We start from the raw sequence: 13,841 nt of genomic DNA, 5'->3' as shown, positions 1-13,841 counted from the left end.
AGATTTAAGGGGTTTTCGGGGTCAAGTATGCGTCTAAATTCTTTTTGATCTGAACGATTTTGTAATTATCATTTGATATTATTATAGCCTGATCTGGGATTTTATATTTTTTATCTTCTCTGAAAACTCCAGCAATATCATTTGCGTAAGCCTCAGATTTTAAACCATGAATAACTACAAAACTTTCTGTTTTATTGTATTTATCCAAAGATGTTGTCAATCTTTCGTAATTTTCAACTAATAAAAATACTCGGATCGCTTCTTCAATTCTTTTAACGGTTTTGGTATCGTTGTTAGCAACACGATACAATATTTTCCAGTTTTTAGTATCAGTTGTTGTAAAACTAAGTTTTTCTAAAACAGGTACTTGTTTCTCAAGAATTTCTCTGGCATTTTTACCTTCTTCACTATTCGGATAATTGTCTGCCACATTCTCAAGTCCTTTTTTATAGGCTTCTAAACCATTTACTTTTCCTAAAGTATTGGCTTTTAATAATTCGTATTTTGACACAATATCGTCTCCCGAATATTGATTAATAAGGTTGTCAATATTGGCTAAGACCTCGTCGAATTTCTCTTCTTCAAAAAGTTTATACCATTTTTGATATTCTTTATCGGGACTTGAATTTGGATCGTCTTCTTTATTGTTTAAAATATGGGCATATCTCGAATCTGGATATTTCGTAGAAATCTCTGCTTTTATAGCTTCTGCTTTTGCCGGATTTGTTATCTGATAAATTTTGTACAAATTGTACATCGATGGCAATACGTATTTTTCTTCAGGGTTATTTTTAAGCAACTGTTCTAGTTTGTCACTAGCCAAATTATATTCTTTAAACTTCTCCTTATATATAAGTCCCAATTGATAGTATGAAAAATTACGTTCTTTACCAATACTATCCATCGCAGCTTGCGAAGTTGGAAGCTGTTCTACATAATATGCCACAGTATATTTTTCAGGAACAATAGTGTCTTTTAGCGCATTGGCAACTTCTTTCGTATTAATAGTGTCGTTCATTGCCGCATCGTTTGCAGATTTTACTCCTGCCAATCTCCAATTTCCGCCCAATGTTCTGCTTCCCCACATTTTTTTAAACTGCAGTTTTCCATAAGCAACCGTTGTTGGGTTGTAAAAATAAAAGGTACTTGCATTATCATTTCCACCTGGAGGCATGCCAAGCCCTTCTGGTTCTACTGGTTTACCTAAAGAATTGGGATTAACAGCTCCGTTTCCTGAAAAATCTGCTTGAGAATTTCGATCAATATTGGCCAATCGCTCTTTTTCTTTTTCTTCTAAAAGACGTTTTGCTTCGTCTTTCTTTTTAAGCTCAGCGATATAGTTTTCGAAATAATCTTTCTTTTCGTTTGGTGGCAGGTTGAATACCTTAATAATACTATCGTTGCGTTTTGCAATAGCTTCGTATTTAATTACGTCATCAAGATTTTTTCTGTTTTTTTCTATAAAAGCGAATTCTCTGGTTTTAGGATCCAGTTTTACCAAAGTACTGTCATAGTATTTGGCTGCCATTGAGTAATCTGTATCTTTAAAATACATATTTCCAATATTTCTATAAGCCGAAGCCATCAAATAGGGGTCTTTAGATTTTCTTCCTAAAGATTTATTGTAAAATTTCAAGGCATTTTCCTGATCTTTCTTTTTATCATAATAAACTCCCATTTCATAAAAAAGAACATCATAGTAAGGGCGATTTTCACGATCAGTCACCAATTTATTAAATGTCTTTAAGAAAATTGTATCATTATCTTTTCCATAATCAAACATCTGTGCTTTTTTCGCGTAAGCGTGCATCATATACTTACGATCTGCCTTTCTGTTTAAATCAATAACAGCATCATAGAAGTAAATGGCACTGTCACGTTTTCCTTCTGCTTGATACATCTGGCCAAGAATAAAACGATATCTTGCCCGTTCTTCGTTGCTTTTTGTAAATTGTTCAGCAACTCTAAGTCTAGAAACAGCGCTGTCTTTTTGTTCCAGATTTAAAAAAGCTTCTGCCAAAAGTGCATTGGCATCAGCATAAGTCTGTTTATCTAAATCTGTTTTTTTAAGTAAAATTTTGATGTTTTTAAGCGCAATTGCATCATTGCCTAAACGCATATTGGTTTTTTCGCGCCAGATTTTTGCAGTATAAATGTTATTGCTTTCTGGGTATTTATATAAAATATAATTAAATGCCTCAATTGCCGGGATAAAACGCTGGTCGTAATATCTTGCTTTTCCAAGCATTAGATACGCTTCATCCATCTGCCAGTTTCTTTCTCTTCCGCCAATATTCATGGAGTGTTTCTGAATGGCTTTTGTAGCTTTAGTCTCTGCTTTTTCAAAATCAGGATTTTTAGCTTTTTCGCCTTCAGAAAAATTTTCATCAAACTGCATTTTCTCAATTGGCAGCTGTTTCCAAAAATTATCTTCGTTATTGGCCTGAATAGATTTTAACCCTTTATCAAGGCCAATTCCTCCGTTATAAAGAATATTATATTTAGTCCCAATCGAGTGAGAACTTCGAGCCAAAAAGGTATTTTTTTTGGTAGAACAAGCTATCAAAAAGAATAAAAAAATGGGAATAAAACTATATTTAAGAGTATTCTTTTTCAATAGAAAAGAGTTTAAAACACATAACTACTAAAAACTAATTTTAGTATAATCACATGTAAAAATACGCTTCTTTTTGAAATATAGAAATTCTTACACGGCAAAAAATAATTCTAGTTCTTGTAAGGTCTCTTTTGAGGTCTGAATATCTTTGACAATCTCACCTTTGTTAAGCGCAACTATTCTATCACAAACCTCTACCGTATGCTGTAAATCGTGGCTTGAAACCAAAACGGTTACATTTGGATCGTCGGCTAATTCTTTGATAATTTTTTTTAATCGGCTTACTGTAGTTGGATCCAAATTTGCAAAAGGCTCGTCTAAAATGACTACTTCTGGATTTCCAATAAGCGTTGCAATAATTCCCACTTTTTTCTGATTTCCTTTAGACAGATCACGAAGGTATTTTTTATTCTTTAAAATTTCACCGTTAAAAAACTCTTCATGTTTCGCTAAAAGTGCATCAATATCTACTTTGTTTTGATTGCGTAAATCTCCGATGAAATAGAAATATTCTTCTGGAGTCAAATATCCGATAAGGAAATTTTCATCTAAAAAAGATCCTGTAAAAGATTTCCAGTTTTCACTTGTATTTACCTGAATATTATTGCTTTTTATATATCCTGTTGAAGGCTGAATAAGATCCAGAAGCAAACTGAAAAATGTTGTTTTTCCCGCACCGTTATTTCCCACCAAGCCAAAGCTCTGTCCTTTTGGAATTTCTAAATTGCTGATGTTTAAAACTGTAGTTCCGTTATATTTTTTTGAAAGTTCATTTACTTGTATCATGATGTAATTTTAGATTTTAGATTGTTGATTTTAGATTAAAAAATTGTCTTTTTTATTTGGATTTTCTAATTGACAAATTCTCTAATTATCAAATTAACTCTTTTGTTTATAAGCACTTATCGTACTATATTTCTCTACTTTGTATCTTTTTTCTATTAATGAAAACACTTTTTCTTTGAACACAAATCCTAACACTCCAGCTCCGGCAACCAATGCTAAACCAAGATTTTTATTATTCAAATAAAGTCCGATGGCATAAAGTCCTAAAGGCAATAAAATTTTTGGAAGCGTCAATAACATTGCATTTACATTGAAAGCTTTTTTATCTCCAAAAGCACCGCCAGCATTACTTAAATCTATTGGCGTTTTGGTAAATGCACCGCCAAGAAGCACTAAATGAGAATTGACCCCAATGTTATAAATTGCTCCAACTACAATTGTGAGATAAATTTCCCATCCTAAAAACAGATAAAAGGAAGCCAATATGGTAGAAAGAAAAGTTACAATAACAATGAGCCACCATTTTGAAGTAATGTAACCTCGATACGGAATATTTTGTGTCATCATTAATTGATAATACGAACTGTCCCAGCTTGGTACAAACTGTCCAAATACAAACAAAAATCCGCCCGAAACAAAAATGCCGGCAAAAATGTGCATTACAGGGGGCTGATGAGAGTTTCCGAAAAAGAGAAATCCGTAGAACAAAAAGAGAACGCTCATGAAAATCGTTGTTTTAGATCTTTTGTTTCTTTTAATGAGTTTAATATCATTTTTCAAGAAAGTTCCCAAAGTCCCAAATTGATTAAGCCACGAAAAATTTTCTGTTGTTGCAACGTCTTCTTTTACAGAAAGTCCTGCATCCAGATATAAATTGTTTTTAAAATATTTGAAAGTGAAAGCATATAAACCCCCTAAGATCAGAACAGGAATTAAAAATACCCCTTCAATATCGTAAAAGCTCTGAAAGAACGGAGTTGTAAATGTTGTGATATCAAAAAACTGGTAGTATTGTGCTCCCGCCAAAGCCAAAATTAGTACCACAAATACAACAAACAATTTGTCGATGTTGCTTAAAATAATATTCAAAAAATTGTTGATATAAATAAAAGCCATCGCTCCTACGTACCAAAAAAAGATTCCAACAACATCGTATCCCTCCAAAATTAAGACAACTGAAAAAGGCACAAAAAACAAAGCGTGAACCCAATTGAAAAACGACAAAGCTGTTTTTCCTAATGAAAAATGAACAATTACTGGCTTCTTAAAAGGCAGTACCAATAATGGTTTGATGTTTAAAACCGGTATTGATTGAAGTAATAATCTAATTACTAAATCAAACAAGAAATAATAAATTAAAAATTTGTTTATTGTAGCCAATGGTTCCAAATTCATGTCTTTAAGAACATAAAATGCGCCAACGCCCATTGCGACAAAAACTAATGAAAAATAGATCATCAGAAAACCTATTATAATTTTCATTGCCAGATTTTTACCAAAAGATGCCGACCTAATAAAAGCCTTCCATTCTAAATAAATAAACTTCTTAATCATGGTTTATGGTTTAGTATTTTTGTAGTAAGAGACCAAAAGTAGGAAAACGTTACAAAAAAAGTTAAAAAAAATAATTTCGTGCTAAACTTTTAATAGTGGTTTGCTACTTTTGCATAAAAATTCTATCATGCCTTCATTCTTAAAACTTATAATTAAAGAGGTTAAACGCGAAACTGCAGATGCTGTTTCTATTCTTTTTAATGTTCCTGAAGAACTAAAATCAGACTATAAATTTATAGCTGGACAATATATAAATTTAAAACTAACTCTTGACAACCAAGAAATTAGACGAGCTTATTCTATTTGCTCGGCACCAGACAGCGGCGAGTTAAGGATTGCTGTAAAAGCAGTAAAAAATGGTCTTTTTTCTCAGTTTGCCAATACTAAATTAAAAGCGGGAGATGTTCTTGAAGTGGGTCAGCCAGAAGGTAAATTTACTTTTGAGCCAGATGCTGAAAGACAAAGAAACTATGCGGCGTTTGCTGCTGGAAGCGGAATTACTCCAGTTCTTTCTATCATAAAATCGGTTCTTAAAAATGAGCCTAAGAGTTCATTTGTATTGGTTTACGGAAACAAAACTCCTGAAAGCACAATTTTTCATCAAGAACTTCACGATTTGCAATTGCAATATGTAGGCAGATTTTTTGTGCATTATGTATACAGCCAAGCAAAAGCTGAAAACGCTTTATTTGGAAGAATTGAAAAATCGGCTGTGAATTTTGTTTTAAACAACAAACACAAAGAACTTCAATTTGATAAGTTTTTCCTTTGCGGACCAGAAGACATGATCAATACTGTTTCTAATGTTTTGAAAGAGAAAAATGTAAAAGAATCTGCTATCAAATTTGAGTTGTTTACTTCTTCTTCTGAAGAACATGCAATTCAAGGTTCTCAAGAAGGACATACAAAAATTACTGTTTTGGTAGACGATGAAGAAACTACTTTCGAAATGTCTAAAAAACAAACTATTCTTGATGCTGCTCTAAAACAAGGCGTTGATGCTCCTTATTCTTGCCAAGGCGGAATCTGCAGCAGCTGTTTAGGACGCGTTACAAAAGGAACTGCCGAAATGACAAAAAATTCTATTTTGACAGACGGCGAAATTGCAGAAGGATTAATTTTAACTTGTCAAGCGCATCCAACTTCAGAAACTATTTATGTTGATTACGACGACGTATAATATTTGATAAATTCCAAAATATAAAATCCAAATTCCAAACTAAAACGGAATTTGGATTTTTTTATTTTTAAATTTGTCCTATTTGGAATTTGGAATTTGGAATTTTTACTATTAAGTATTTATAAATGAAATCGGTGCGAGAAATTTTTAGAAATAAGGAATATCTTCTGGATGAACCAGAAGTTATGAAGCTTGTTGATTATTGTGAAGAGCTTCAGGATGAAATTGTTGAATTAAAATTTCAAAAAACCGACAATAAAGAACTTGCCTTGCTCGATATGATTAAAGAAGTTATAAAAGGATGCGAAAGCGTTGAAAGAGAACAAATGGAACATGAGCGCTACGGTTATGATGCGCCAAATTACCAAGAAACCATAGCAAATCTTAAAAGTTATATCTACCGTCGCTGTCGCGATGAAAAGATTTGGCTCTAATTGAAATAAAAGCAAAATTTTATCGAAATATTGCTGAATTTTCATTAAATTAGGGGTAAAATTATAGCAATGGCAATCTCATGATTTGAGAATTTGCAGAGCTAATCAAACTTGTCAAACATTTAACATTAAATATCATGACAGCTCACGTTCACCACTTTCATCTATCTTTACTTATTATGCTGATTGTAACTGCTTCGCTTTGCGTTCTGGCAGTTATTATAAAAATGAAAAACAAAAAAGGCCCGAAGTTACTTGAAAGAGAAAAATACAATTCAACTTTGACCGAAAAAATGGAAGAAGTCCAAAAGACCGATTCGAATATTTTTAATATCTGGCCTTATGTAAGCAAACTTAAATCGGCTAAAGTTTTATCTAAAAAAATAAAAGATAATGACTTAATTTATAAAGTTTACAGAGATTCATCACAAAAATTCGAACATATTCTTTTGTCAACTGAGGACAAAAATAACTTTGTTTCCATTATAGTAAACAAAAAAAGAAAAAAAACAATAGGATATTCTTTCCTCGATTCTGATGAAAGATATTTAAACAAAAATATTGCTTAAAACATTGTTCATAGCAAATACACCAGCGGAGTAAAATATTTATAGGATCACAATAAAACAAAAGAAAAAAGCTCCAGCGGAGCGACATTATTATAAAAAACATGTCGCTCCGCTGGAGCTTTAATATTGTAGACGCATATTTTACTATAAATATTTCGCTTCTCCGAAGCTTATAAAAAGTGACACCTTCTAGTTTATTTTCTAATCCTTTATGGAAAGCTGCTCTATAACCTTTTCAACGACCTGTTGTGGTAAAATTGTCCTCATAGCATCCTCATAACCTTCAACAACTTTATTGCCATAAACTGATGTTGGCAATTTTGGATATTGATTTCGGTCTGAAGTCAGTGCTTTTTCTAAACTTTGATTAAAAGGCAAAAATCCTGCATAAGGATGTGTCGCGCCCCAAAGTGTAACGACTTTTACGCCAAGCATTGCTGCGATATGCGCATTTCCAGAATCCATAGAAAGCATCACATCAAGATTGCTTATCAATTGTAATTCCTGCTGAAATTTGATTTTTCCAGCCATATTGATTACATTTTCAAAAGGCTCAGAAATTGAATCTAAAATTTCGATTTCTTTTTTTCCTCCGCCAAAAAGCAAAATTTTATAGGATGGATTTTCAGCCAATTTTGCAATTACTTCTTTCATTAAATCCAAAGGATAAACTTTAGAATCATATTGTGCAAAAGGCGCAATTCCTATTAGTTTTTGATTTTCATTTCCGATAATGTCTAAAATATCAGAACTTAAAACTGCCTTTTCAGGAAATACTGGTTTCGATAAATCTAAAGGAAAACCAAGAGCTGAAAACACTTTTGCATGTCTTTCGAACATGGTTGGCAATTGTTTGAAAACCTTATTTTCGGCTCGGGTTAATTCTTTTTTTCCTTCTCTCCCTTTATCAACGGTTGCTCTTTTTTTTCCGCTTAAAGCGAAAAGCAAACTCACCACTTTAGAGCGTAAAACATTATGAAGATCCGCAAAAGCATCAATCTTCAATTTTTTTACATCTTTAAACAATCGTAAAAGTCCTGGAAATCCTTTATGTCTTTCTTTTTCATCAAAAGCAAAAAATTCAAGATTCGGAATTCCATCAAAAAAAGGTTTGAAAAACGGACGAGAAATAACAGTCAGTTTTACCGTTGGATATTGTTTTACAAAAGTCTGTAAAACAGGAACCGTCATGGCGACATCTCCCATTGCGGATAGTCTCATGACGGCTATATGTTTGATTTTGTTGTTGGACAACGCTGCCAAATTATTTCTTATTTTGATATAAAACTGGGTTCAATTCATCATCGTTGTACATTTTCATTTGTTTGTACACTTTCATGAATTTATCACCGTTTTCGATATCTGTCAATAATTCTTCAATTGCTGTAGATAAATCTGTCCTTTGCTCTAAAAGCACATTCAATTTTTCTTGACATTTATCTCTATGTTCCTGAGAAGCTTCTGCACGATTTGCTTCTTCATGCATGTGATAAATTTTTAAAGCCAAAATAGACAATCTGTCAAAAGCCCAAGCAGGACTTTCAGAATTGATTTTTGCCCCGTCTTTTACTTTTACATTGCTGTATTTTTGTAAAAAGTAACTATCAATATATTCCACCATATCAGTACGTTCCTGATTTGATGCGTCAATTCTTCTTTTTAAAGTTAATGCCGCAACTGGATCAATCTGCGGATCACGAATAATATCTTCAAAATGCCATTGAACGGTATCAATCCAATTTTTTAGATATAACAAATGCTCGAACTTATCTTTTGGATAAGGATTATTGATCGGCTGATCTACATTATCAAACTGGTGATAATCTTTGATGCTTTGCTCGAAAACAGAATATGCTAATTTTGAAAACATGTCTTTATTTTTTTATAGATACAAAGATACTTTTTATACTTTTATGCTGCGAAGAAAAGAAATTATTTTTCGTTTCATCATTTTATCTCTAAATAAATTACAATTTCATCATGAAAATTCATTATATCTCTGAAAATAACAGCGTTTTAAATCATTTCTTAGGTCAAATTAGAAATGTAAATGTTCAAAATGACAGCATGCGTTTTCGTAGAAATATTGAACGCATTGGCGAAATTATGGCTTATGAACTGAGTAAAATTTTACCTTATAAAAATGTTGAAATCCAAACTCCTCTTGGAATTAAGAACACTACAGAAATTGATACGGATTTAGTTTTATGTCCTATTTTAAGAGCTGGACTTCCTCTCCATAATGGCTTTTTAAATTATTTTGATCATGCAGAAAACAGCTTTGTTTCTGCTTGCAGATTCCACCCAAATAATGATGACGAGTTTGAAATTCGAGTTGAATATCAGGCTATTTCAGACTTAAATAATAAAACCGTTTTGCTTCTAGATCCGATGCTGGCTACGGGACAATCAATTGTTGCAGTTCACCAAAAATTGGTCGAAAACGCTATTCCAGCAGAAATACATATTGTTGTCGTTATCGCTGCCCCAGAAGGAATTGCTTATCTAGAAAAAAATCTTCCTGAAAACTGTCATTTATGGGTAGCTTCTTTAGATGAAAAACTAAACGTGAAAAACTACATTGTTCCAGGTCTTGGCGACGCTGGTGATCTTGCTTACGGAAGTAAATTATAACTGAGAGAAAAACGTAAATAAACTACACACAATCAGAGTGTAATAAACAATTTCGTTATTCAGTTTCTGTTGCATATATTCTACGTGGCTCGTTGCCATAATGCTTAATGGTGCAATACTAAACAATAGCAAATCGTTGCTTTTATTTGGCGAAATGATGTAAACAATGGCTGCTATAAAAAAGCAAGCTACTATTTTCTTGTATGAAGAATGAACAATTTGTGGTCTATTTGACAATGTCATTAGCATCGAAGTAACAAAAAATAGGGCTACAGCAGTGTATATTGAAAGTGCTGCATTTTCATAATTATTCTTAAAATAATCAATTCTAAAATCGATTACTGCTCTTTCCTGAATGAAAGCTACGGCATCAAAATTTAAAATTAAAGATGTCATGTAGAATAAAATTGTTACTGCTAAAAGTGCTATAAATGGCAAAACCCAGTTTCTATAATCTCTTGAAACGTGAAAAATAATAGAAATATAAACCAATATTAAGAAGAGAATACTCCAAAATTGAAATAAAGAAGCTATAAAAATCCAAAATGCTGCATCAAATATTTTTTCTTTTGATGCTTTGAGAGATTGGAGCGAAATCAATCTTCGAAGTGCCAATAAAATAAAAAAATTGGCATAGATAACATTTGAGTCATTAAATATGGTTGGGAAAAATAGAACAAACAACAAGTAAAAAAGTATCGCATAACCATTGTCTTTACTGAGTCCATTCTTTTTTACAATGAAATTAATCATAAAAAAAGAAGCCAAAATAAAGCATAATAAACTCACTTTTTGGAAAGCCAAAAAATAAGAAGTAACCCAAGAAGGGTCTTTAATTTGGAACATAAAAAAGAAAACCAGTATTAAAATTACAACCAATGAATAATTTAATGGCGTAGATTTTTTAAAAACACTTGTTATCATAAGGATATTTTATACTTTTGTGATTGTAAAGATACTACTTGTTTAAAAGGAAAAACCTAACAAGTTGAAAAAAGATTTGGTTTACCGAATTTTATCTTCAAGGCATTACACAACAATAAATAACATATAATTTTTAAAATTATGACAGCTTTTTTCGAAGGAATTCAATACCTATTCGTTAACATTTTGTTTGCTCCTCTTGACTTTTTACGTCGTTTGGAATTAATTACATGGTTTGGTGCAAACACTATTAACTGGATTTTCATGATCATCTGTGCGTGCGCAATTGGTTATTGGATTAAACAATTACGTATTTTTGATGATGCCGGAACAGAAAACCAAGATACAACAGCTCACTCATTTTTAAAATAAAAACCAAACCCTTTAATTAAAAAGGGTTGGTTCTATTTATTTTTTAAATTAGATCGAAGCCAATATCTTTTCTAAAATACATCTTATCAAAGCTTAGTTTATCTATGTTTTGGTAAGATTTTTTTATGGCCTGTTGGAAATCGTCTCCATAAGATGTTACAGCAATTACACGTCCTCCATTAGTAACGACATTTTCGCCATCTAATTTTGTTCCCGCATGAAAAACTATAGAATCTGTAATATTTTCTAATCCAGAAATTACTTTTCCTTTTTCGAAATCTTCAGGATATCCGCCAGAAACTACCATTACCGTTGTTGCACTTCTTGGATCTACTTCTAAATTAAAGTCTCCTAATTTTTGATCTGCAACAGATAAAAACAATTCAACTAGATCTGATTTTAATCTTGGAACCACAACTTCGGTTTCAGGATCTCCCATTCTTACGTTGTATTCAATAACGATTGGTTCACCTTTTACATTGATCAAACCGATAAAAACAAATCCTTTGTACTCGATTCCGTCTTTTTGGAAACCTTCGATTGTTGGCTTTACGATGCGTGTTTCAATTTTTTCCATCAAAACTGCATCTACATAAGGAACTGGAGAAACCGCTCCCATTCCGCCTGTGTTTAAACCTGTATCTCCTTCTCCTATTCGTTTGTAATCTTTTGCTGTTGGAAGAATTTTATAGCTTTTCCCATCTGTTAAAACGAAACAGCTCAATTCGATTCCATCCAAGAACTCTTCAATAACTACTTTTGAACTTGCTGTACCGAATTTTGCATGAACCAACATGTTACGTAATTCTGTTTTTGCTTCTTCAAGATCCTGAATAATCAAAACACCTTTTCCAGCGGCTAATCCGTCTGCTTTTAAAACATAAGGAGGTTGTAATGTTTCTAGAAATTTACATCCTTCTTCAACCGTCTCAGCAGTAAAACTATCATATGCTGCAGTCGGGATATTATGTTTCATCAAGAATTCTTTGGCAAATTCTTTACTCCCTTCTAATTGTGCGCCCAATTTTGATGGCCCGATAACTGGAATATGTTTTAAACTTTCGTCATTTTTAAAATAATCGTAAACACCTTTTACCAAAGGATCTTCTGGCCCTACGACTACCAAACTTATATTTTCTTTAAGCACTAATGCTTTTACTGCTTCAAAATCAGTTGGAGATATTGCAACGTTTTCAGCAATTGCAGCAGTTCCCGCATTTCCAGGCACTACAAAAAGTTTTTCGCAAAGCGGACTCTGTGTCATCTTCCATGCAAATGCATGCTCTCTTCCGCCTGATCCCAATAGTAAAATTGTCATGTGTTGTTGTATTTTAGTTGTGGTGCAAAAATAATTGCTTTTGAACGTAAAAAATAATTAAATCTTAAAAACTTCGTGATTCTTGATTGTTAGTAATTGCTAAATATTATTTTTGACGAAAATTATCCCGAAAAATGATTCGCCTTTTTGATCTTTCACTCAAACTAAATGGTTTTCCAATTAAGGAAGCCAAAGCCGAATTGGATAAAATTGTTCACTTTTCTGAAGAAGAGTGCACTTCGTTTATTGAAAAGAAAAAGAAAGAAATTGTTGATTTTCATTTAAATAACAATTCTTTTTATCGTGATTTGCTTGGAAACAAAAAGATTGAAAACTGGAATGATCTTCCGATTTTGAACAAACAGAATCTCCAAAAACCTCTTGAAGAAAGACTTTCAAAAGGGTATTCGAAAAAAAACATTTATCTTAACAAAACATCCGGATCGAGTGGAACTCCTTTTGTTTTTGCTAAAGATAAATATTCTCATGCTTTGACTTGGGCTTCCAATATAATGCGTTTCGGCTGGTTCGGAATTGATTTTAATCATTCGTATCAAGCACGCTTTTACGGAATTCCGATGGATTTTATTGGATATCAAAAAGAACGTTTTAAAGATTTTTTGACACATCGTTTTCGTTTCCCCGTTTTTGATTTGTCTGATGCTGTTTTAGAAAAATTTCTAAAAAAATTCAGAACTAAAAAATTCGATTATATCAACGGATATACAAGTTCAATTGTTCTTTTTGCTAAATTTTTAGAACAAAAAAATATCATTTTAAAAGAAATATGTCCAACACTAAAAGCTTGTTTTGTTACTTCAGAAATGCTTTTTGAAACGGATAAAAGACTTTTGGAAAAACAATTTGGAATTCCAATTATAAGCGAATATGGCGCTTCTGAGTTAGATTTAATTGCTTTTGAAAATCTTAAAGGAGAGTGGCAGGTAAACTCAGAAACACTTTTTGTCGAGATTTTAGATGAAAATAATAATCCTGTTCCACATGGAACGGAAGGAAAAATTGTGATTACTTCTTTATTCAATAAAGCAAATCCTTTTATAAGATATGAAGTTGGCGACATTGGAATTTTGGACGAAAAAAGCACTCCTCAGAAACCAATTCTTAAAAAATTAATTGGAAGAACCAACGATGTTGCTGTTTTGCCAAGTGGTAAAAAATCTCCAGGTTTGACATTTTATTATGTAACCAAAAGCATCATTGAAGACGATGGAAACGTAAAAGAATTTATCATCAAACAAACCAAATTAGATACTTTTGAAATTGAATATGTAGCTGAAAAAGAATTAATTTCAGAGCAAATTCAAAAAATAAAAAAAGCCATCGATTTGTATTTAGAACCCAATTTAAATTTCACTTTTACCAAAAAAATGGTTTTAGAAAGAACCAACCGCGGAAAACTAAAACAGTTTAAATCTTATTTATAAAATATAAA

13 protein-coding genes are annotated in these 13,841 nt (G+C 32.1%); 6 read left to right on the top strand and 7 right to left on the bottom strand.

Annotated elements, in window-relative coordinates; translation table 11 throughout:
* Window positions 1–4: 4 nt before the first annotated feature.
* The 3 genes from FF52_RS12100 to FF52_RS12090 all read right to left on the bottom strand — a co-directional run bounded on the left by FF52_RS12100 (window position 5) and on the right by FF52_RS12090 (window position 4,957).
* Window positions 5–2,617 carry a tetratricopeptide repeat protein gene (locus tag FF52_RS12100; RefSeq protein WP_035691465.1) on the bottom strand — a complete coding sequence of 871 codons (2,613 nt, stop codon included), beginning with the start codon at window positions 2,615–2,617 and terminating at the stop codon, window positions 5–7.
* 90 nt (window positions 2,618–2,707) lie between these two features.
* On the bottom strand, window positions 2,708–3,403 hold the full coding sequence (locus FF52_RS12095) for an ABC transporter ATP-binding protein (RefSeq protein ID WP_008465826.1): 696 nt from the start codon (window positions 3,401–3,403) through the stop codon (window positions 2,708–2,710).
* Between the two features lie 93 nt (window positions 3,404–3,496).
* Window positions 3,497–4,957 carry a DUF5687 family protein gene (locus FF52_RS12090; RefSeq protein WP_008465823.1) on the bottom strand — a complete coding sequence of 487 codons (1,461 nt, stop codon included), beginning with the start codon at window positions 4,955–4,957 and terminating at the stop codon, window positions 3,497–3,499.
* Between the two features lie 127 nt (window positions 4,958–5,084).
* On the opposite strand from FF52_RS12090, the gene FF52_RS12085 reads away from it, so the two are divergent.
* From FF52_RS12085 to FF52_RS12075, 3 genes are all read left to right on the top strand, one after another.
* Window positions 5,085–6,137, top strand: a complete 1,053-nt coding sequence (locus tag FF52_RS12085; RefSeq protein WP_008465821.1) for a 2Fe-2S iron-sulfur cluster-binding protein — start codon at window positions 5,085–5,087, stop codon at window positions 6,135–6,137.
* A 125-nt stretch (window positions 6,138–6,262) separates the two neighbouring features.
* Entirely contained in the window at window positions 6,263–6,571 is a 309-nt protein-coding gene (locus tag FF52_RS12080; RefSeq protein WP_008465820.1) for a hypothetical protein, read from the top strand.
* Window positions 6,572–6,708: 137 nt separating this feature from the next.
* Complete coding sequence (locus FF52_RS12075; protein ID WP_008465819.1) at window positions 6,709–7,140, top strand: hypothetical protein; 432 nt, start codon at window positions 6,709–6,711, stop codon at window positions 7,138–7,140.
* 201 nt (window positions 7,141–7,341) lie between these two features.
* Here FF52_RS12075 and FF52_RS12070 read toward each other — a convergent pair whose 3' ends face one another.
* Window positions 7,342–8,361 carry a glycosyltransferase family 9 protein gene (locus FF52_RS12070; protein WP_008465818.1) on the bottom strand — a complete coding sequence of 340 codons (1,020 nt, stop codon included), beginning with the start codon at window positions 8,359–8,361 and terminating at the stop codon, window positions 7,342–7,344.
* A gap of 43 nt (window positions 8,362–8,404) precedes the next feature.
* Complete coding sequence (locus tag FF52_RS12065) at window positions 8,405–9,010, bottom strand: DUF4254 domain-containing protein (RefSeq protein WP_008465817.1); 606 nt, start codon at window positions 9,008–9,010, stop codon at window positions 8,405–8,407.
* A 110-nt stretch (window positions 9,011–9,120) separates the two neighbouring features.
* Between FF52_RS12065 and upp the strand changes: the two genes are divergently transcribed.
* Window positions 9,121–9,774: a uracil phosphoribosyltransferase gene (gene upp / locus FF52_RS12060; protein WP_008465816.1), complete on the top strand. Its 654-nt coding sequence runs from the start codon at window positions 9,121–9,123 to the stop codon at window positions 9,772–9,774.
* Here upp and FF52_RS12055 read toward each other — a convergent pair.
* Window positions 9,769–10,698 (bottom strand): DUF6427 family protein, encoded by a 930-nt coding sequence (locus FF52_RS12055; RefSeq protein WP_008465815.1) that lies wholly within the window; start codon window positions 10,696–10,698, stop codon window positions 9,769–9,771. The two genes, upp and FF52_RS12055, sit on opposite strands and share 6 nt — an antisense overlap.
* 141 nt (window positions 10,699–10,839) lie before the next feature.
* On the opposite strand from FF52_RS12055, the gene FF52_RS12050 reads away from it, so the two are divergent.
* The gene (locus tag FF52_RS12050; protein ID WP_008465813.1) at window positions 10,840–11,070 is read left to right on the top strand and encodes a DUF6341 family protein; all 231 of its coding nucleotides are present in this window, start codon (window positions 10,840–10,842) and stop codon (window positions 11,068–11,070) included.
* 43 nt (window positions 11,071–11,113) lie between these two features.
* On the opposite strand, the gene purD is transcribed toward FF52_RS12050, so the two are convergent.
* Entirely contained in the window at window positions 11,114–12,388 is a 1,275-nt protein-coding gene (purD, locus tag FF52_RS12045) for a phosphoribosylamine--glycine ligase (protein WP_008465812.1), read from the bottom strand.
* 134 nt (window positions 12,389–12,522) lie between these two features.
* Between purD and FF52_RS12040 the strand changes: the two genes are divergently transcribed.
* Window positions 12,523–13,833: a phenylacetate--CoA ligase family protein gene (locus FF52_RS12040; protein ID WP_008465811.1), complete on the top strand. Its 1,311-nt coding sequence runs from the start codon at window positions 12,523–12,525 to the stop codon at window positions 13,831–13,833.
* The last annotated feature ends 8 nt before the right edge of the window (window positions 13,834–13,841 follow it).

This window comes from Flavobacterium sp. F52 (genome assembly GCF_000278705.1).
GTDB classification, from domain to species: Bacteria; Bacteroidota; Bacteroidia; order Flavobacteriales; family Flavobacteriaceae; genus Flavobacterium; species Flavobacterium anhuiense.
The sequence above is the reverse complement of the archived record's forward strand: the minus strand, read 5'-3'. Positions and strand labels throughout refer to the sequence as shown.